At 70.1% G+C, this 18,577-nt stretch carries 20 protein-coding genes and 2 pseudogenes; 6 read left to right on the forward strand and 16 right to left on the reverse strand.

All coding sequences use genetic code 11. From position 1 onward, the window contains the following. The first annotated feature begins 219 nt into the window (after positions 1-219). Positions 220-558: a hypothetical protein gene (locus AC5WS8_RS12275; RefSeq protein WP_496103364.1), complete on the forward strand. Its 339-nt coding sequence runs from the start codon at positions 220-222 to the stop codon at positions 556-558. A gap of 134 nt (positions 559-692) precedes the next feature. Here the strand turns inward: AC5WS8_RS12275 and tatC are convergent, their stop codons facing one another. The 10 genes and pseudogenes from tatC to AC5WS8_RS12325 all read right to left on the reverse strand — a co-directional run. Next, complete coding sequence (gene tatC, locus AC5WS8_RS12280) at positions 693-1,583, reverse strand: twin-arginine translocase subunit TatC (RefSeq protein ID WP_496103365.1); 891 nt, start codon at positions 1,581-1,583, stop codon at positions 693-695. Positions 1,584-1,675: 92 nt separating this feature from the next. After that, a complete protein-coding gene (tatA, locus tag AC5WS8_RS12285; RefSeq protein ID WP_496103366.1) occupies positions 1,676-1,960 on the reverse strand; it encodes a Sec-independent protein translocase subunit TatA in 285 nt (94 codons plus the stop codon). 293 nt (positions 1,961-2,253) lie between these two features. Further along, positions 2,254-2,448, reverse strand: a complete 195-nt coding sequence (locus AC5WS8_RS12290) for a hypothetical protein (protein WP_496103367.1) — start codon at positions 2,446-2,448, stop codon at positions 2,254-2,256. Between the two features lie 11 nt (positions 2,449-2,459). After that, on the reverse strand, positions 2,460-2,786 hold the full coding sequence (locus tag AC5WS8_RS12295; protein WP_496103533.1) for a hypothetical protein: 327 nt from the start codon (positions 2,784-2,786) through the stop codon (positions 2,460-2,462). A gap of 11 nt (positions 2,787-2,797) precedes the next feature. After that, positions 2,798-3,826 (reverse strand): helix-turn-helix transcriptional regulator, encoded by a 1,029-nt coding sequence (locus tag AC5WS8_RS12300; protein ID WP_496103368.1) that lies wholly within the window; start codon positions 3,824-3,826, stop codon positions 2,798-2,800. A gap of 17 nt (positions 3,827-3,843) precedes the next feature. Continuing rightward, positions 3,844-4,797, reverse strand: a complete 954-nt coding sequence (locus AC5WS8_RS12305; RefSeq protein WP_496103369.1) for a helix-turn-helix transcriptional regulator — start codon at positions 4,795-4,797, stop codon at positions 3,844-3,846. Between the two features lie 188 nt (positions 4,798-4,985). Then, positions 4,986-5,357 carry an FKBP-type peptidyl-prolyl cis-trans isomerase gene (locus AC5WS8_RS12310; RefSeq protein WP_388997695.1) on the reverse strand — a complete coding sequence of 124 codons (372 nt, stop codon included), beginning with the start codon at positions 5,355-5,357 and terminating at the stop codon, positions 4,986-4,988. 70 nt (positions 5,358-5,427) lie between these two features. Next, on the reverse strand, positions 5,428-6,432 hold the full coding sequence (locus tag AC5WS8_RS12315; RefSeq protein WP_496103370.1) for an FKBP-type peptidyl-prolyl cis-trans isomerase: 1,005 nt from the start codon (positions 6,430-6,432) through the stop codon (positions 5,428-5,430). A 221-nt stretch (positions 6,433-6,653) separates the two neighbouring features. After that, positions 6,654-8,015, reverse strand: coding sequence for a Pup--protein ligase (gene pafA, locus AC5WS8_RS12320; RefSeq protein WP_496103371.1), 1,362 nt, complete (start codon positions 8,013-8,015; stop codon positions 6,654-6,656). A gap of 9 nt (positions 8,016-8,024) precedes the next feature. Beyond that, positions 8,025-8,835 (reverse strand): annotated as a pseudogene (locus AC5WS8_RS12325) (MFS transporter); the annotation flags it as partial. 145 nt (positions 8,836-8,980) lie between these two features. Between AC5WS8_RS12325 and AC5WS8_RS12330 the strand changes: the two are divergent. Continuing rightward, on the forward strand, positions 8,981-9,175 hold the full coding sequence (locus AC5WS8_RS12330; RefSeq protein ID WP_496103372.1) for a hypothetical protein: 195 nt from the start codon (positions 8,981-8,983) through the stop codon (positions 9,173-9,175). Continuing rightward, the gene (locus AC5WS8_RS12335) at positions 9,172-10,377 is read left to right on the forward strand and encodes an MFS transporter (protein WP_496103373.1); all 1,206 of its coding nucleotides are present in this window, start codon (positions 9,172-9,174) and stop codon (positions 10,375-10,377) included. The genes AC5WS8_RS12330 and AC5WS8_RS12335 overlap by 4 nt, the downstream gene beginning before the upstream one ends. Positions 10,378-10,597: 220 nt before the next feature. On the opposite strand, the pseudogene AC5WS8_RS12340 reads toward AC5WS8_RS12335, so the two are convergent. Beyond that, positions 10,598-10,917, reverse strand: a pseudogene (locus AC5WS8_RS12340) (histidine kinase); the annotation flags it as partial. 213 nt (positions 10,918-11,130) lie between these two features. On the opposite strand from AC5WS8_RS12340, the gene AC5WS8_RS12345 reads away from it, so the two are divergent. The 3 genes from AC5WS8_RS12345 to AC5WS8_RS12355 all read left to right on the forward strand — a co-directional run bounded on the left by AC5WS8_RS12345 (position 11,131) and on the right by AC5WS8_RS12355 (position 14,190). Next, positions 11,131-12,705: a Na+/H+ antiporter gene (locus tag AC5WS8_RS12345; protein ID WP_496103374.1), complete on the forward strand. Its 1,575-nt coding sequence runs from the start codon at positions 11,131-11,133 to the stop codon at positions 12,703-12,705. Between the two features lie 50 nt (positions 12,706-12,755). Further along, a complete protein-coding gene (locus AC5WS8_RS12350) occupies positions 12,756-12,974 on the forward strand; it encodes a ferredoxin (RefSeq protein ID WP_496103375.1) in 219 nt (72 codons plus the stop codon). 202 nt (positions 12,975-13,176) lie between these two features. Beyond that, positions 13,177-14,190: a LacI family DNA-binding transcriptional regulator gene (locus AC5WS8_RS12355; RefSeq protein WP_496103376.1), complete on the forward strand. Its 1,014-nt coding sequence runs from the start codon at positions 13,177-13,179 to the stop codon at positions 14,188-14,190. 84 nt (positions 14,191-14,274) lie between these two features. On the opposite strand, the gene prcA is transcribed toward AC5WS8_RS12355, so the two are convergent. The 5 genes from prcA to dop all read right to left on the reverse strand — a co-directional run bounded on the left by prcA (position 14,275) and on the right by dop (position 18,440). Next, positions 14,275-15,030, reverse strand: a complete 756-nt coding sequence (gene prcA / locus AC5WS8_RS12360; RefSeq protein WP_496103377.1) for a proteasome subunit alpha — start codon at positions 15,028-15,030, stop codon at positions 14,275-14,277. Between the two features lie 61 nt (positions 15,031-15,091). Continuing rightward, positions 15,092-15,937 (reverse strand): proteasome subunit beta, encoded by an 846-nt coding sequence (gene prcB, locus AC5WS8_RS12365; protein WP_496103378.1) that lies wholly within the window; start codon positions 15,935-15,937, stop codon positions 15,092-15,094. Then, positions 15,889-16,308: an endonuclease VII domain-containing protein gene (locus AC5WS8_RS12370; RefSeq protein ID WP_496103379.1), complete on the reverse strand. Its 420-nt coding sequence runs from the start codon at positions 16,306-16,308 to the stop codon at positions 15,889-15,891. Before AC5WS8_RS12370 ends, prcB begins: the two co-directional genes overlap by 49 nt. Before the next feature lie 213 nt (positions 16,309-16,521). Then, positions 16,522-16,740: a ubiquitin-like protein Pup gene (locus AC5WS8_RS12375; protein WP_200421338.1), complete on the reverse strand. Its 219-nt coding sequence runs from the start codon at positions 16,738-16,740 to the stop codon at positions 16,522-16,524. Positions 16,741-16,928: 188 nt separating this feature from the next. After that, positions 16,929-18,440 carry a depupylase/deamidase Dop gene (gene dop / locus AC5WS8_RS12380; protein ID WP_496103380.1) on the reverse strand — a complete coding sequence of 504 codons (1,512 nt, stop codon included), beginning with the start codon at positions 18,438-18,440 and terminating at the stop codon, positions 16,929-16,931. Between the last annotated feature and the right edge of the window lie 137 nt (positions 18,441-18,577).

An 18,577-nucleotide genomic window follows, 5' to 3' on the forward strand; every position in this document is an offset into this window, starting at 1 on the left:
ACGCCTGGTAAAGGCGGTGGGGCAGCCCGCCGGGGGCGCCCGCCGCGCCGGGGCGCACGGCGGCGGACGTCGCGGTGGTGCGTCGAGATCCGGTCACACCGACCTCCCGCCTCCCCCCAAAAAACAACAAGCCCCAACAGCGATGGTAATAACATCTCACGTGCACTTCTGACGCGGACATGACCAGCTGTGTCAGTCAACCAGCAGGAAAGAGGATCGATGAAGCTCACCGGACGCCTGGGCGTCGTCGTGTCGACCGCCGGGCTCTGCGCTCTGGGAACCGCTCTTCCGGCACACGCGGCGACAGATTCGGCCGACGCCGTGCATCGGGGCAGCACCAAGTGCTTCAACTACTCGTGGGGGGACGGCGGCGTCATCAGCACGACTGTCTACGCCAGCAACACCTGCAGCACCACGAAGAGGCTCCAGTTCAGCTTCGGCGGGGTCGTCGCGTGCATGGTCGTGGCGGGCAGGGACCACGAGCACCACTCCTACGGGCTGTTCAACCCGAGCGACTTCAAGGAGGTCGGCTCCTGCCCTCCGGGGACCGGGGACTGACGAGGCGCCGCCCCTGAGCCTCGAAGGCCGGATGCCCACCGCGCTGAGCGGTGGGCATCCGGCCTTCGTCGTCCAGCGTGGCCGTACCGACACCGGTCACCACCCTGTCGCGCCCGCGCCCGGGCACGGTCTCATCAGGTCGCGTCGTCGTAGCCGTTGACGCGGTCGTGGTCCGAGTCGTCCGGTCCGGGCAGCGCGCGCGACACCGACACCGACTCCACCTCGCCGATGGACTCCGGTGTGAGGTCGAGCTGCGAGGCCTCGTCGTCGTCGAGTTCGGCGTCGGGATTGTTCCGGCGCCGACGCCGGTCGTTCATCATGGCGATGCCGACCGCGATGAAGTACAGCACCACGATGGGACCGGCAAGCGCGATCATGCCGAAGGGGTCGGTGGTGGGGGTCGCCACGGCTCCGAAGACGAAGACGCCCATCACGACACCGCGCCACCAGCCGGCCATCCTGCGTCCGCTCACGATGCCCGCGAAGTTGAGCATCACCAGCATGAGGGGCAGTTCGAAGGCGCCGCCGAAGATGAGGATCATCCGGACGATGAAGTCCAGGATCTTGTCCATCGGCAGGATGTTCGCCGAGCCGTCGGGCGTGATGCCCAGGAGCACGCGCATGCTGATGGGCAGGATCGTGTAGGCGAGCCAGGCGCCGGCCAGGAAGAGGGGTACGGCCGCCGACACGAACCAGTAGGTGTACTTCCGCTCGTGCTTGTGCAGGCCCGGAGCCACGAACGCCCAGAGCTGATACAACCAGATGGGGCTGGAGATGATCACGCCCGCCATACAGCACACCTTCACCGTGGTGGTGAAGGGCGACAGCAGGTCGGTGTAGGCGATGACAGCGCAACTGCCTCCCGTGGACTCACCCAGTCCCTTGGTGCAGCGCGGGACCGGATGCATGAGGAAGGACATCAGGTCCTGGCTGCGGAAGGCGACCGCGATGGAGACAACCGTGATCGCCAACATGCCCTTCGCGAGCCGGTTGCGCAGCTCACGCAGGTGTTCCACGAGGGGCATCCGCCCCTCGGGATCCTTCTCTTTCTTGCGGGCAGACTTCAGCAACCCACGTTCCTCGTCTCGTGCGGCTGGCCGGGGAGTCCGGCCGCGTTTCAGCGCTGGGGGGTGTCCGTCGGCTCGTTGACCGGTCGCGCGCTCGTCACATCGCCGGGGGCGGCCTGGATGGTGCGCTGCGCGGCAGACTGCTCACTGTTGTTCGGCGGGCCGGCGGGCGCGGAGGTGTTGCTCTCCTCCTTCATCGCCTTCGCCTCGCTCTTCAGGATGCGCGCGGACTTGCCGAGCGAGCGGGCCATGTCCGGAAGCTTCTTCGCGCCGAACAGGAGGAAGACGACGACGAGGATGAGAATGATCTCGGGAGCTCCGAGCCTTCCGATCATAAGTGTTTACCTTCTCACCGAGGCGGCTGGGTGGGGGCGCTGTCCGATCAGTCGGACATCTGTCCGACTGTCGTGCAGCGATCGTAACGCTCAGAGGTAAATGTGGGGCAATCCCTGTGCGTACTCCCGGTCTGCGGACCGCGCCTCGTTCTTCGGGCCGCGATCAGCAGAGTACCTGTCCGCGGTGGGAAGGAGACAGGCCGAAGCGACTCATTGGGCCTCCGCACCACCGCTCTGTCCGATCCACGGAACCGCGGCGCTCCGCCACGCCCGGCAGCGGGCCGCGTGCCCGTTCATATGCGGTCGGCGGCCCGGGCGGTGGCGACGGCCACCCGCTCCAGGTCCTCCGCGGCCCGGTTGATCCGGCGCGCGGAGTCGGCGACCTGCCGCCCCAGGCGCTCGGCCTCCACGAAGACCCGGACGGCGAGCACACCCAGAACGGCGAGCCCCAGGAACCCCAGAGCGATCGCGAGCATCGGCCAGAACATGACGTAAGAGCCTAGAGGGTCGAATGCAGCCGCAGGGTCCGCACCCCGCCGCCGGTGAGCAGTTCGACGATGCGCTCGCCGGCCGGCTTGCGGACGGACGCGCCGCACTCGGGGCAGGTGAAGGAGTAGAAGGTCGTCCTGGTGGTGGCGCCGATGGCCAGCCTGAGCGCGCTCGCACCCAGCTCGAATCGGGCCCGGCAGTCCGGGCAGCCGGCCCGGAACACCACGTCGGCCACCCGCCTCATCCCGGCGAACGCCGTCCGTGCCGTCATCTCAGCGGGCCCGGGCCCCTGCGCTCCCTGGGCCGACGCCTCCCACCGCCCCGACCCGCCAGACATCGCCGACGTGCTCACAGCCCCTGCTCCTGCCTGTCGTACAGCCCGTCCTGAACCGAATCCGGCCCGTCGTACGCCGAGAGCGCGTCGCGGGCGGCCTGCTGGGCGCTGTCCGCGAGGTCCTGCGGCGACACGATCCGGCCGTCCCGTCCCAGCCGCAGCGCAAGCCTCCTGAGCGACGCCGGGTCGGGAGTCCGCAAGGTGATACGCAGCCCGCCGTCCGGCAGCTCATCGGCGCTGTCGTGCGGGTAGTACTCGGCGACCCAGCGGCCGCCCGGTCCGACCTCGACGACCACCTCGGGGTCCTCGGCGGCGGGCTGGACCAGCCCCTCGGACAGGTCCCGCAGCTCGACCTCCGGCGGCGCCGACGGCTCGTCGAGGATCTTGATCTCGGCGACCCGGTCGAGCCGGAAGGTGCGGCGCGCCTCGGAGCGCCGGCACCAGGCCTCCACATACGTGTGGCCGACGCTGACCAGGCGGATCGGGTCGATCTCCCGCTCGGTGACCTCGTCGCGGGCGGGCGAGTAGTAGCGGATCCACAGACGGCGACGCTCGGAGATGGCCCGGTCGACGTCCGCGAAGACGCCGCCCTCCGACTCGAACGTCACCGACAGCCGGGAGCTGGCGCCCGCTGCCTCGCCGGCGGCGGTCTCCACCTTGGCGGTGGCGCGCAGCAGCGCCTGCCGGTCGCCCTCCCGCAGCCCCGGCAGGGTGGCCACGGCTCGCGCGGCCACCAGCAGCGCGGTCGCCTCGTCCGCCGCCAGCCGCAGCGGCTCGGCCGCCTCCGCCCCCAGGGCTGCCGGGTTGTGCCACCAGATGCGCTCGCCGTCGGTGTCGATGTCGAGGAGGTCGCCGCCACGGAAGCTGGTGCCGCACATGGGCAGTACGTCGAGGTCCGAGACCAGCTCCTCCTCGGTGATGCCGAACGCCCGCGCGACGTCCTCGACGCGCGCGCCGGGGCGCTCCCGCAGATACGTCACCAGGGACAGCATCCGCCGGGTCTGGTCGATGGCGTTCGCCGGCCTGGCCGGTTTGCCTGCCACGGTCGTACGTCTCCCCCTCAGCCCTTGGCCACGGCGCGCAGCCGGTCCACCACGTCGGCCCGCAGCTCCGCCGGCTCCAGGACCACCACGTCGGGCCCGAACTCCACCAGCCAGGCGTCGAGGCCGTGCCCGTACGGAATCTCCAACTCGTCCCAGCCGTCACCGAGTTCCCGCACCGAGACGGCCTTCGCCCGCAGGGGATACCCCGCGTCCTTGCGCAGCCGGATCCGCGCCGAACGGTCGGCGGTCTCCCCCGCCCAGCTCGCCACGGTCTCGCGGACGGTGACCACGTCGGGCACCGGTGCGGTGAAGGCACCGCCCCGGCTGCGCACCTTGCCGGTGATCCTGGAGAGCCGGAAGACCCGCTCCGCGCCCCGGTCGCGGTCCCAGCCTGCCAGGTACCAGTGGCCGCGCCAGCACTCCAGCGCCCACGGCTCGACATGGCGCTGTTCGGGACGGGCGGCGGTGGCCTTGCGATAGTCGAAGACCACGGGGCGGCGGTCGCGGCAGGCCAGCATCAGCGGCTCGAACGCGGCCTCGTGCACGGGGATGCGGGGCTCCAGGGCGCCGTGGGCCCCGTACGGGTCGACGTCCTCGGGCAGGCCGGCGGCCCGCAGCTTCTGCAGGGCTCCGCTCGCGGCGCCGGCGAGCCGGGCCTGCTGCCACACCTTGGCGGCCAGGCCGAGCGCGGCGGCCTCCTCGGCGTCGAGGGTGATGGGCGGGAGGCGGTTGCTGTCGCGGCGGGCCAGGTAGCCGATCTCGCCGTCGAGGTTCTCGACCGTCTCGATCACGAGTCCGAGCTCACGCAGGTCGTCCTTGTCCCGCTCGAACATGCGGTTGAAGGAGTCGTCGGACCCTGCTTCCAGATAGGCCTCGATGGACGCGCGCAGCTCACGCTTGCTGAGCGGCCGCCGCGTCCCGAGCAGACACAGCGCCAGGTTCATCAGCCGCTCCGCCTTGGCAATGGCCATCGACGCCCTTCGCCTCCCCATGGTGCTTACGACGGACGACCGTACCGCCCGCGAGCACCCCCGCAAAAGCCGAGGGCCCCGGCCCGCGCAGGCATGGACTCAGCCGATCGTTTCCGGTCGCCGCCAGGCGACCGGTCGCACCGACCGCCGCCGGACCCGGGTCCGGCGGCGGTCGTCGGCTGCCTCGGTCAGACCGCGACCAGGTCGCAGACGAAGATCAGCGTCTCGCCCGGCTTGATCCGGGCGCCCGCGCCACGGTCGCCGTAGGCCAGGTGCGGGGGAATCGTCAGCTGGCGGCGACCGCCGACCTTCATGCCCTGGACACCCTGGTCCCAGCCCTTGATGACCTGGCCGACGCCCAGCTGGAACCTCAGCGGCGTACCGCGGTTCCACGACGCGTCGAACTCCTCACCGGTGGAGAAGGCCACGCCCACGTAGTGCACGGAGACGGTGTCGCCCGCCTTGGCCTCCGGGCCGTCGCCCTCCCAGATGTCCTTGATCTCGAGGTCGGCCGGGGGCTCCCCGCCCGGGAAGTCGATCTCGGGCTTCTCGATGCTCACGTCAAAAGCTCCTGCTGTTTCGTGTTGAGGCCATTACGGCACCACCGACACTCTCATATCCCCGCAGGGCTTACATCTTCGCCAGGATGTCGACGGAGAAGACCAGCGTGGAGTCCTTCTTGATGCTGCTGCCGCTCGGCGGGTTGTCCCCGTACCCCAGCTTCGGCGGGATGACCACGAGCACGCGGCTGCCCACCTTCTTCCCGGTCAGCCCCTGCGCCCAGCCCTTGACGACCTGCTGCAACGAGAACGACGCCAGCTGGCCGCGGCCGTAGGTGGAGTCGAACTCCTTGCCCGTGTCCCACACGACGCCCTTGTACTGCACGAGGACCGTGTTGTCCGCTTTGACCTCGTCGCCGTCGCCCTCGATGATGTACTTCGCGACCAGGTCCGTCGGCGGCTTCACCTTCGGTACGTCCAGGGACGGCGCCTTGCCGTCCGTGTTCGTACCCACCTTCGGCAGGTCGGCATCGCTCTGCGCCACCGTCTTGCCCGTGGCGGAGCTCTTCGCGTTGAACGTGTTGTGGATGTCCACCACGAACACCAGCGTGTCGGTGCCCTTGATCCCCGCCTGCTGGTTGCCCTGTGTGCCGTACCCCCAGGTCGGGGGCACGGCCATCAGTACCCGGCTGCCGGCCTTCTTCCCCGCCAGCGCATACCGCCAGCCGTCGATGATGCCGCCCTCGGCGAGCTGGATCACCAGCGGCGTCTTACGGTCGTAGGAGTTGTCGAAGACCTTCGCGGTGTCCCAGATCTGGCCCAGATAGTCGACCTGGACGTAGTCGTTCTCCGCGACCGTCCGCCCGCCGCCCGCGATGACCGTCTTCACCGCCAGGTCCTTCGACGGCGACCCGGACCCCTTCGCCACGGTCGGCTTCTGACCGAACTTCGTCCCGGCGGTGATGGCCGGCAGCGGCCCCTCGACGATCTTCGGCGGCGGGGCGGCCGACGCGGCCGAGGGCGCGGGGGACGAACTGGTGCCGCCCGCACCCTTGCCGGACTTGTCGTTGCCGCACCCGGCGACGGTGACCAGCCCGGCGGGCACAGCGGCAAGAAGAAGAGAGCGTCGGCGCACGATGGGGCCTCAATCGGTCGATCTTGATGGATGGCGTGCGCCGCTACCTTACTGGCGTTTGGGCGCCGATCCCGGTTCCGGCCCGCCCCAGTTCGGCCGGAGGTCCGGGGGCCGGCCCCGGGACAGCGCTGTCGGCGGAAGAAGGGCGCCGTACGTCTGCCGTACGGCGCCCCTGTGGTGTACCGGTGATGCGTGTGAGACGCGCATCACCGCTTCCGGTCTCACATTCCGGCGATCAGCTTCTCCACCCGGTCGTCCACCGAACGGAACGGGTCCTTGCACAACACCGTCCGCTGTGCCTGGTCGTTGAGCTTCAGATGCACCCAGTCGACCGTGAAGTCACGCCGCTGTTCCTGCGCCCGCCGGATGAAGTCGCCGCGCAGCCGCGCCCGAGTGGTCTGCGGTGGAACCGACTTGCCCTCGAAGATCTTCAAATCGTTGCAGATACGGGCCGCTTGCCCCTTCTTCTCCAGCAGGTAGTACAGGCCGCGACGGCGGTGGATGTCGTGGTAGGCGAGGTCTATCTGCGCCACCCGTGGATGCGACATGGTCATGTTGTGCTTCGCTCGGTACCGCTCGATGAGCTTGTACTTCATCACCCAGTCGATCTCGGTACCGATCCGGTCGAGGTCCTCCGACTCGATCGCGTCCAGCGTACGGCCCCACAGCTCCAGCACCTGCTCGACCGTGCCCGTACGGACCCCGCGGCGCTCACAGAAGTCCACGGCCTTCTCGTAGTACTCCCGCTGCACCTCCAGCGCCGAGGCCTCCCGGCCGCTGGCCAGGCGCACCTTGCGGCGCCCCGTGATGTCATGGCTGACCTCGCGGATGGCCCGGATCGGGTTCTCCAGGGTCAGGTCACGCATCACCGTCCCCGCCTCGATCATCCGCAGCACCAGGTCGGTCGCGCCGACCTTCAGCAGCATCGTCGTCTCCGACATGTTCGAATCACCGACGATGACATGCAGACGGCGGTAGCGCTCGGCGTCCGCGTGCGGCTCGTCCCGCGTGTTGATGATCGGCCGGGAACGGGTCGTCGCGGAGCTGACGCCCTCCCAGATGTGCTCGGCCCGCTGACTCACGCAGTACACCGCACCGCGCGGGGTCTGCAGCACCTTGCCGGCGCCGCACAGCAACTGCCTGGTGACCAGGAACGGAATCAGGATGTCCGCGAGCCGCGAGAACTCCCCGTGCCGCGCCACCAGGTAGTTCTCGTGACAACCGTAGGAGTTGCCCGCCGAGTCCGTGTTGTTCTTGAAGAGGTAGACGTCGCCCGCGATTCCCTCCTCGTGCAGGCGGCGTTCGGCGTCGACCAGCAGTCCCTCGAGAATGCGCTCGCCGGCCTTGTCGTGGGTGACCAGTTCGATCACGTTGTCACATTCGGGTGTCGCGTATTCGGGATGCGAGCCCACATCGAGATAGAGGCGGGCCCCGTTCCGCAGAAACACATTGCTGCTGCGGCCCCATGACACGACACGGCGGAAGAGGTACCGCGCCACCTCGTCAGGCGACAGGCGGCGCTGTCCCCTGAACGTGCACGTGACGCCGTACTCGTTCTCCAGCCCGAAAATGCGGCGGTCCATGACTGAACATTACGCCCGATCCCGCGAGCTGAAACGGGGTTCGACGGCACGGTTCGGATCATTTTCCGGTGAAGCCGCAACCACCCCGCCCCCGGCCGGAGCTGCGAGGACCCGCCCGGAGACCACCAGGGGCAGCAGGGACACGGCCCCCGCGGCCCCGGCGCCGCGAAACCCCGCAGGGCGCCATGCGGCTGAACCACCGGCCCCGCAACACCGGTCCCGACCGACGCACCCACCGTGAACGTCACCGCCGGCCACGAGAACGCCTCCGTCACCGTACCGCTCGGCGCACGCCGGTCCACCAGCACGAACGCACGCGCGACACACGGCGCCAGGAACACCCCCGTCAGCATCGTGAGCAGGCACCGTCGCCGCCGCACCCGGCATCAGCGTCAACGGCAGACAACACAACGCCGAAAGCCCCGCCGGCACACGCAGCCGCCGCTCCGGCACACGCAGCCGCCGCTCCGGCGCACCCGGCCGCCGCCGCGCCCCGTACGCCGTTCCCCCGGCCGGAGCAACGAGCGCGAGCACCGCCATCAGCCGGCCGTAGACCCGTCGCCCCCGCGGCCATCTGCGTACGAGACGGCCGCCACCGTGATGGAACCCGGCGCCACCCCCACGAGGAGCAACGCCGGCAGCCCCGGCGAGCGCGACGCCCCCAGCCGGTGCGCCTCACGCGGCGCGGACCGCCGCACACCCGTCGGCGGCGACACCACCGCGGACAGCGCACCCGGCAGCCCGGCGGCGTTCGGCACCGCCACCCGCGCCGACCACCCCGGGCACACGGCGTCACGGGCCGCGGGCCGACGGTGAACATCGATCCCGGCCCGCCCGGCCCACCGCTCTCCTCGCCCCCTGGACGGCGAGGTTGACTCGAAACGGCTTGCCCGGTTAAGTGTTACGTATAACCTGACCGCACGGCCGATACTTCAGCCGCCCGTTCTGCCGACCAGGGACGTTTGGTGCCGAACATCGACAACCTGGCCGCCCCCTTCGCCCGCGGGGGCGTCGCCCGTGCTTCCCGCACCGGAGACCTGCCGGTACCGCTCGCCGCCGGTGACGTCGCGGTGCGGCTGCGCGAAGGCGGACCGGCCGCGCTGCATGTGCACGTGAGCGACGACGCCTCGGTCTCCGTCGGCGACGAAGGTGCCCCATGAGCTACGTGAGCCTACTGCGGAGTCCACATGTGACCCGGCTGCTCGTGGGAACCCTCGTCGGGCGGCTGCCGAGTGCGATGGCTGCTGTCGCGATCCCTCTCGCATTGCGCGACGCAGACGCGCCTTACGGGTTTGTCGGGTTTGCCGTCGGGGCGTTCGCCATCGCCACGGCCGTGGGAGGTCCGCTGCTCGGCCGGCTGGTGGACCGTGTCGGCCAGACCCCGGTGCTGCTGCCGGCGGCCGTGCTGGCGGGCTGCGGTTTCCTTGTCATCGCGGCCGCCCCCGGCCGGCATGCTTCCGTCGTCGCTGGAGCGGTCCTGGCGGGAGCGGCGTCGCCGCCGCTGGAGCCCTGTCTCAGGGCACTGTGGCCGACGGTCGTCGCCGCCCGGAAGTTGGAGTCGGCCTATGCCCTGGACTCTGCCTCGCAGGAACTGATCTTCGTGGGCGGGCCGCTGATCGTTGCCGGGTGTGTCTCCGTCGCCTCACCCGTGGAAGCCTTGTGGGCCGCCGCGCTGCTGGGGCTCGCGGGTGTGCTCGTAGTCGCCACCGCCGCGCCCGCCCGGGCCTGGCGGGCACCTGCTCGCACGACCGACTGGCTCGGCCCGCTGCGCAGCCGAGGTCTCGTCGTGCTGCTGGTCAGCCTCACCGGCGTAGGCGTTGCGATCGGCACCCTCAATGTCGTCGTCGTGGCCTACGCAGAGGGACACCGGTTGCCCGGAGGTGCCCCGACACTTCTGGCACTCAACGCCCTCGGTGCCCTGGTCGGGGGTCTTGCCTACGGCGCTGTACGGCGCCGGCCGGTCCGGCCTGCGCGGCGGACTCTGCTGCTGACCGCCGGCCTGGCACCCGGCTACGCGCTCCTGTGCCTGGTGCCCGGGCCGCCGTTGATGTCCTGCCTGATGCTGCTGACCGGGCTGTTCCTCGCACCGGTGCTGACGGTCTCCTTCGTCCTGGTCGGGGAGCTCGCCCCGGCGGGGACCGTCACCGAGGCGTTCGCCTGGCTCGTCACACTGATGACCTCGGGCATGGCGCTCGGCTCCTCCGTCGTCGGGCTGGTCCTGGAGGACGGCGGACCCAGATGGGCGGCAGCGTGCGGCGTGCTGGGGCTCGCGGTCAGCATTCTCATCCTCGTGACCGGGCAGTCACGGCTGGACGCGGACCGGCGTGCGGGCGCCCGGGCGTCCGCTGTTTCCACGGCATGACCTGTACCGCGACGCGATGCCACCGCCGCGTTGGCCGTGGTCCCGGAAGATGCACCCCGGTGTCACCACCGGCATCGGCCCTCAGGACGCGATCGCGGCCGTACGCTCACGACGCCCCGGTCGGCGCTCCGGTGCCGTCGGCACGCTGAGCACCGGCGTGAGGCCTCCACCGGGCGCGTCCTCGGCGTGCAGGGTGCCGCCCACCGCCTCGGCGAAACCGCCGGCGGTCCTGACGCGCCCTGCTCCGGCAGGCCGAGCGGGGCGCCGCGCGGCTGCGGGCCAGGACGACGGCGGCCTGAGCGGCGAAGGCGGCCGGAATCCGACGGTCCTCGGCCGGCAGGACCCGGCCCGCGAGGGCCAGTGACATGCCGTCGCCGGCCGGAACGTCGGCGTCGGCTTCCTCGGGCGAGGTTCAGGACCGGGGCCCACGCTGCCGGCGCGGGTCCATGGCACCACGTCGCTCTCGCGTTGGAGCAGTGCCACCGATTCCATGCCGAACGTCTCGCCGACCCGTTCCAGGAGGGCTTCCAGGCTGGTCTCACTGGATCAACTCCCCTGCGCAGAAAGGGGACTCCTCCCGAGGCAGCGCTTGCGCGGGCCGGGCGGGACGGCTGTCGGCGCTTACTCGGCGCTGGTCACGGGGACTTCGACCCTGTCTTGACATGTCACTGGCCCGATAGGGTGACAGCGGTGTGCCGGGAAGTCTGGTCGGCGGGGAGTCAGGGTGGCTCCGATCGGAGCTTCGGGGGCGGCATGCGCAGTGTGGGGACGGTTCTCGGACTCGTGGTGCTGGCCACGGTGGTGGCCACCTTCGCCCGCCGGTGGCGTATTCCGGCACCCTCCCTGCTCGTGGTCGGCGGCCTCGCCGTGGCGCTGCTGCCGGGCACCCCGCAGATCGAGATCAGTCCCGACGTCATCGGCCTGGTCGTGCTGCCGCCCCTGCTGTACGCCAGCGCCGAGGACATGCCCTGGCGGGAGCTGCGCGCGGTGTGGCAGCCGGTCGGGAGCCTCGCGATCGGCCTGGTCCTGGCGTCCGCCGCGGCAGTGGCCGCGGTGGCGTCGCTGGTGACTCCCCTGTCGTGGCAGATGGCGTTCGTGCTGGGCGCGATCCTGGCCAGCACCGACCCGGTGGCGGTGACCGCGCTGGGCCGGCGACTGGCTCTGCCGCCGAAGGTCCGGGTCCTGGTGCAGGCGGAGAGCCTCTTCAACGACGCGACCTCGCTGGTGCTGGTCCGGGTGGCGGCGGGCGTAGCCGTGGCCTCGGCGGCCGCCAACTGGGGCGCGGCGGGTGGCGAGTTCCTGCTGCTCGCGGGCGGTGGCACGGTGATCGGCGCGGCCCTGGCCGGAGTGGTGACGCTGATCCGGCGCCGAACCGAGGACCCGGTCCTGGAGACGGTGATCGCCCTGGTCACCCCCTACGCCGCCTACGTGCTCGCGGAGGCCGCACACACCTCCGGTGTGACGTCGGTGGTGGTGGCCGGGGTGGTCCTCGGCGGGCGCGGCGACCGGCTCACCAACGCCCGCATCAGGCTCCAGCTGCACGCCGTCTACGGCACGGTGGTGTTCCTGCTGGAGAGCGTCGTCTTCAGCCTCATCGGGCTGGCCCTGCCCGCGCAGGTGCGGGCGTTGTCCGGCGACGACCGGTCCTGGCCGCTGCACGCCCTCGCCGTCGCCGTCACGCTCATTGCGGTACGCATGCTGTGGCTCGTGCCCCTGTCGGCGGTCGTCCAGCGCAAGGGCGGCATCAGCCGCATGAACTGGCGGGTGCCGATGGTCCTGACCTGGGCCGGCACCCGAGGGGTGATGCCGCTGGCCGCCGCCCTGTCCATCCCGGAGGTCGCGAAGAACGGCACCGCGCTCACGGACCGGCCGCTGGTCCTCGTCCTGACGACCTCGGTCGTGGTCGTCACCCTCGTCGTCCAGGGCTTCACCCTCGCTCCGGTCGTCCGCCGCTCCGGCATCGCCCAGGCGCCCGCCCACACCGAACGGGAAGAGGTCGAGGCCCGCTCCCACCTCGCCCACGCCGGACTCGCCCGGCTGGAAGAACTCGCGGAACTGGAAGCGGTACCGGAGATCGTCCTCGACCGGCTCCGCCGCGCCCTGACCGCCCGCCTCGACGACGCCCGCGACCGCCTCGCCGAAGGCGACGGCAACGGGGTCCCCACCGAGTCCAACGACCTGGTCTACCGCCAGCTGCGCCGAGGCCTGATCGAGGTGGAGACGGCGGAGTTGCAGCGCCTGTACGACGACCACCGCATCAGCGACACGACACGCCGCCGCCTCCAGCGGTCCCTGGACCTGGAGGAGGCCAGGCTGGCCGACGCCTGAAGGGACCACGGTCAGCCGAACTCGGCCGGCCTCGGCCGCAGTCCCACACGGTGAGGAGCATCGCCGCGAGGAGCAGACCGCCCGGCCAGGGCAGCAGATCGCTCACCGCCGGTTCGCCCGCTCGGACGGACGCCGCGTCCGACGACGGTCGCGTGCTCCTGCTGCACGCCGTGCCGCCCACCGCCCGTCGCGCGGCCGCACAGCCGGCCGCCGGTGTCTGCCCCTCCGGGGCGATCACCTTCGACCAGCCGGAGTCCGGCGGCTCCTGACGCCGGGGCGACCGCACCCGGACCGAGGAACCCGGCGCCGCGCGTCGGTGTCGGCAGCGCCCGGCTCGCAGCCGTCTGTGCCGGTGTCTTCGCCGCGCTGACCCCGCGGTCCTACGTATGACTTCGCCTGTCGTACGTACCATGAGCGCTGACCGGAGTCCACACGAAGCCGCCCGACCTCACACGAAGGAGCACGCCCACCGTGCCACCAGGTAGCACGCGACCCACCAGCCGCGATGTCGCCCAGGCCGCCGGCGTCTCCCAGGCCGCCGTCTCCCTCGTCCTCGGCGACAAATGGCGCGGACGCGTCTCGGCACCCGTCGCCGAACGAGTCCGCCAGGCCGCCCGAGAGCTCGGATACCGGCCCAACCTGGCGGCACGCAACCTCCGCCTCGGCCGCACCCGCACCGTCCTGCTGGTGGTGCCCGCCCTCACCACCGAATTCTTCGCCGGCGTCTACACCGGCGCCGCCCGTATCGCCGCCGACCACGGCTTCGGCGTCGTCCTCTATCCCTCCCCCGAAGGCGTCGGCCCCGCCAAGGACCCCTTCCACTCCGCACAAGCCGCCCTCGACGGCGTCATCGCCTCCTCGATGGCCGCCGACGCCCTCACCGCCATCCACGGCGACCAACTCCCCCTCGTCATGCTCGACAGCGACCCCCAAGGCAGCCCCGGCGCCGCAACCGTCAACCTCGACATCACCGACGGCGTACGCCAAGTAGCCGAACACCTCCTCGGCCTCGGCCACCGCCACTTCCTCCACCTCGCCGCCGACGTGCCGTCCTGGACCTTCCGGATACGCGCCCGGGAACTCGCCGCCCGCCTCGCCGCCGTCCCCGGCACCACCATCCGCACCACCCACGCCCCCATCTCCATCGAAGGCGCCCTCACCGCCGCCGAAACCGCCCTCGCCGCCCCGGGCCCCCGTCCCACCGCCCTCGTCTGCGACGACGACAAACTCGCCGCCGGCGCCTACAAGGCCGCCCGTCGCCGCGGCCTGCGCATCCCCCACGACCTCTCCGTCACCGGCCTCGACGACCTCGCCCTCGCCACAGCCATCGACCCGGAGCTGACCACCGTACGCCTGGACGCGGAACGCTTCGGCGAACGCGGAATGCAGGCCCTCCTGGCGGTCCTGGACGGGCGCACACCCGAGCAGGGCGACATCCCGGTCGACCTCGTCGTACGCGGGTCCACCGCACCACCGCCCCGCTGACCCCATTCGGCGCGACGCCGCGCGCCCCGACCCGGAACGGGCGGGGCGCGCGGCGTCATACGGCCATACGGGTGGTGGGGCGGCCTACTCCTCCGACTCCGCGTCGGAGTCCGCCTCCGCCTCCGCCGCCGTCGACGCGCCGTCCACCTGCAACAGACGCGACAACTGACGCCCGGTGATCCGCTTGAACTTACGCTTCTGCGGCCGCGTACGGTCCAGCACCGCGACCTCCAGACGCTCCGCCGGGATCTCCCGCTCACTGCCGTTCGTGTCCCGCGACAACGCCTGGACGGCCAGCTTCAGCGCCTCCGCCAGCGTCATCCCGTCACGATGACGCTGATCGAGAAAACTGCTGATCTGCTCCGCATTGCCACCCACCGCCACCGAACCGTGCTCATCCACGATGGACCCGTCATGCGGCAGACGATAGATCTGGTCACCCTCCGGGGTCTCCCCCACCTCGGCGACCACCAGTTCCACCTCGTACGGCTTCTCCGCCGCACTCGAGAAGATCGTGCCCAGCGTCTGCGCGTACACGTTCGCCAGGCCCCGGGCGGTGACATCATCACGGTCGTAGGTGTAACCCCGCAGGTCGGCGTAACGCACACCACCGATCCGCAGATTCTCGTACTCGTTGTACTTACCGGCCGCCGCGAAACCGATCCGGTCGTAGATCTCACTGAACTTGTGCAGTGCACGGGACGGGTTCTCACCGACGAACACGATGCCGTCGGCGTACTGCATCACGACCAGACTGCGGCCGCGCGCGATGCCCTTACGGGCGTACTCCGCCCGGTCGGCCATGGCCTGCTGGGGGGAGACATAGAACGGCGTCGACACCGGTTATCCGTCCCTTTCTGTCGAAGTCACGCGATCACCTTGATAACAACCGGTCCCGCTGTCAGAGCAGCGCGGCCCGCGGACCGTCGGGCTGCTGCAGACGCCGGTCCAGGACGGAACGCGCGATCTCGGACGACTCGTCCTCGGTCAGCCGGCGGAAGCCGTCCTCGGTGATCACGGTGACGATCGGATAGATCCGGCGAGCGACATCGGGACCACCGGTCGCCGAGTCGTCGTCCGCCGCGTCGTACAGGGCCTGGACCACCAGGGTCGTGGCCTCCTCCTCGCTCAGATCCTCACGGTAGAGCTTCTTCATGGCACCGCGCGCGAAGATCGAGCCGGAACCCGTGGCCGCGAAGCCGTGCTCCTCGGAGCGGCCACCCGTCACGTCGTAGGAGAAGATGCGGCCCCTGTCACGGTCCACGTCATAGCCGGCGAAAAGGGGGACCACGGCAAGACCCTGCATGGCCATGCCCAGGTTGGAACGGATCATGGTCGACAGGCGGTTCGCCTTGCCCTCCAGGGACAGCTGCGCGCCCTCGACCTTCTCGAAGTGCTCCAGCTCCAGCTGGAACAACTTGACCATCTCGACCGCGAGACCCGCCGTACCGGCGATACCGACCGCCGAGTACTCATCCGCCGGGAACACCTTCTCGATGTCCCGCTGCGCGATCACATTGCCCATGGTCGCCCGGCGGTCACCCGCGAGCACGACGCCCCCCGGGAACGTCGTGGCCACGATGGTCGTGCCGTGCGGAGCCTCGATCACGCCCTGGGTGGGCGGCAGCTGCCGGTTGCCGGGCAGCAGCTCGGGCTGGTGCTCCGACAGGAAGTCCATGAAGGACGAGGACCCAGGCGTCAGGAAGGCAGCTGGTAGACGCCCGGCGCCACGAGAATTGGCTTCCACGAGTTTCCTTCCAAGTAGGCGGCAGCCCGACGTACGGCGTCGGGGTCATCTCCCAACTTGCCGATGGCCGAATTGCAGTTGAAGCACAGTACGCCACGGACCTTACCCGTCTCATGGCAGTGATCCACATGTACGGCCGAAGCCTTCGGACAGATCACACAGAGCCCCATGTGAGAGGCGACCATCTCGTCACGCTCGGCTTCAGTCAAGCCGTACTGGCGCTTCAGGCGGCGTTCACGGCCCTCGATCGCCCGGCACGCCTTGCAGCGCGTCGACAGCCCATCGGAAGCCGTCCTCTTGCGATCCCACTCGGAGCGCGGCTTGATCTTCCCGCAGCGCTGGCAGTATTTGTGACCCTCTGGAGCCGCCACCCGCGGGCGAGGCTTCCTTCCGCGGGCGTCTTGGCGCTGCCGGTCATACGCCGCTGCACACTCCCTGCAGTACGCCTGAAGGCCGTCATGCATCGCTCTGTTGCTCGCGAAGGCTGCTCGCGGCTTGTACTGCTTGCACCGCGAGCAGCGCTTCACGCTTCCCCTGCCATCCAACTCCGAACCCCCGCGATCACCTTCTAATCTAAGATGGAATCACTCTCCACCCTTCTGAACGAAGGAGCGCACGAAGTCCTCGGCGTTTTCTTCGAGCACATCATCGATTTCGTCGAGGACGGAGTCCACGTCGTCGCTCAGCTTCTCGTGCCGCTCCTTGAGATCCCCCGAAGCCTGAGCCTCCTGCTCCTGCTCCTCGATCTCCTCGGTGGAGCGCGTGGCCTTCTGCTGGCCGCCGCCGGTGTCCTTGGTCGCCATAACCCTCACCCCGCTCAGTTAGCCCGACATGGTCGACAGGTCGGCTTTCCTGCCGATCGGAGATGATCAGACCCTACTAGCCGGGTCCGACAACGGCCCCGCACTTGCTCCATCGTGCGGGGGCCACCTCGATGATTCCCGGCCGCGGGGATTTACACCCCGCGCGGCCGGGCTCGTCCGAGTACCCCTCAGCCGCCTGACAGGACCCTGACCAGGTCCTCGGCCGTGCGGCAGCGGTCCAGGAGCTCCTTGACGTGATTACGCGTTCCGCGTAGTGGTTCCAGGGTTGGAACGCGCTGGAGGGAGTCCCGGCCGGGGAGGTCGAAGATGACCGAGTCCCAGGAGGCGGCCGCGACGTCGTCCGCGTACTGCTCGAGGCAACGGCCGCGGAAGTAGGCGCGGGTGTCCTCCGGTGGCTTCGTACGGGCCCGCTCGACCTCGTTCTCGTCCAGGAGTCGCTTCAGGCGACCGCGGGCCGCCAGGCGGTTGTACAGGCCCTTCTCGGCGCGCACGTCGGCGTACTGGAGGTCGAGGAGGTGGAGCTTGGCGGCGTCCCAGTCGAGGCCGTCGCGGCGCCGGTAGCCCTCCATGAGTTCGCGCTTGGCGACCCAGTCCAGCTCCCCGGCCAGGCTCATGGGGTCGCGCTCGAGGCGGTTGAGGGTGTCCTCCCAGCGGGAGAGCACGTCCTTCGTCTGCTCGTCGGCGTCGGCTCCGTAGCGCTCCTCGATGTACTTGCGCGACAGCTCGTAGTACTCCATCTGGAGCTGGACAGCGGTGAGTGTGCGTCCGCTGCGCAGGGTGATCAGGCGCTTGAGCGAGGGGTCGTGGGAGACCTGGTGCAGTGTCCGCACGGGCTGGTCGACGGCCAGGTCCACGGCGATGAAGCCGTCTTCGATCATCGACAGGACCAGGGCGGTGGTGCCCAGCTTGAGGTACGTGGAGATTTCCGACAGGTTCGCGTCACCGATGATCACGTGGAGGCGGCGGTATTTCTCCGCGTCCGCGTGGGGTTCGTCGCGCGTATTGATGATGGGCCGCTTGAGCGTCGTCTCCAGCCCGACCTCGACTTCGAAGTAGTCGGCGCGCTGGCTGAGCTGGAAGCCGTGTTCGTGGCCGTCCTGGCCGATGCCGACACGGCCGGCTCCGGTGACGACCTGGCGGGAGACGAAGAAGGGGGTGAGGTGACGCACGATGTCGGAGAAGGGGGTTTCCCGCTTCATCAGGTAGTTCTCGTGCGTGCCGTAGCTGGCGCCCTTGTTGTCGGTGTTGTTCTTGTAGAGGTGGATGGGTTGGGCGCCGGGGAGCTGGGCGGCTCGTTCCGCGGCTTCCGCCATGATGCGCTCGCCGGCCTTGTCCCAGAGGACCGCGTCGCGGGGGTTGGTCACCTCGGGGGCGCTGTATTCGGGGTGTGCGTGGTCGACGTAGAGCCGTGCGCCGTTGGTGAGGATGACGTTGGCGAGGCCGATGTCCTCGTCGGTGAGCTGGCTGGCGTCGGCGGCCTCGCGGGCGAGGTCGAAGCCTCGCGCGTCCCGTAGCGGGTTCTCTTCCTCGAAGTCCCAGCGGGCCCGGCGGGCCCGGTGCATCGCCGCGGCGTAGGCGTTGACGATCTGGGACGAGGTGAGCATGGCATTGGCGTTGGGGTGGCCGGGGACGGAGATGCCGTACTCCGTCTCGATGCCCATTACTCGCCGTACGGTCATGCGGCCCTCCTTGCCCGGCGGCGCCCTCGGTCGGGGGCGGCGCTCAGATACCGCTGGTGCTCCGGTGCGCGTGCGGTGCCCGTCCCCGCACGGCGCGACGCGGCGGTAACAAAGAGCCTAGAACGCCTTTGCGCTGG

It is taken from the genome of Streptomyces sp. PTL18, from assembly GCF_059510295.1.

Bases quoted from the DNA above. Each gene is read 5' to 3' on its own strand.
- pafA (WP_496103371.1), bottom strand. From the start codon at position 8,015: ATGGACCGCCGCATTTTCGGGCTGGAGAACGAGTACGGCGTCACGTGC.
- AC5WS8_RS12275 (WP_496103364.1), top strand. From the start codon at position 220: ATGAAGCTCACCGGACGCCTGGGCGTCGTCGTGTCGACCGCCGGGCTC.
- tatA (WP_496103366.1), bottom strand. From the start codon at position 1,960: ATGATCGGAAGGCTCGGAGCTCCCGAGATCATTCTCATCCTCGTCGTC.
- AC5WS8_RS12345 (WP_496103374.1), top strand. From the start codon at position 11,131: ATGCGCAGTGTGGGGACGGTTCTCGGACTCGTGGTGCTGGCCACGGTG.
- tatC (WP_496103365.1), bottom strand. From the start codon at position 1,583: ATGCCCCTCGTGGAACACCTGCGTGAGCTGCGCAACCGGCTCGCGAAG.
- dop (WP_496103380.1), bottom strand. From the start codon at position 18,440: ATGACCGTACGGCGAGTAATGGGCATCGAGACGGAGTACGGCATCTCC.
- AC5WS8_RS12305 (WP_496103369.1), bottom strand. From the start codon at position 4,797: ATGGCCATTGCCAAGGCGGAGCGGCTGATGAACCTGGCGCTGTGTCTG.
- AC5WS8_RS12295 (WP_496103533.1), bottom strand. From the start codon at position 2,786: ATGTCTGGCGGGTCGGGGCGGTGGGAGGCGTCGGCCCAGGGAGCGCAG.
- AC5WS8_RS12375 (WP_200421338.1), bottom strand. From the start codon at position 16,740: ATGGCGACCAAGGACACCGGCGGCGGCCAGCAGAAGGCCACGCGCTCC.
- AC5WS8_RS12290 (WP_496103367.1), bottom strand. From the start codon at position 2,448: ATGTTCTGGCCGATGCTCGCGATCGCTCTGGGGTTCCTGGGGCTCGCC.
- AC5WS8_RS12335 (WP_496103373.1), top strand. From the start codon at position 9,172: ATGAGCTACGTGAGCCTACTGCGGAGTCCACATGTGACCCGGCTGCTC.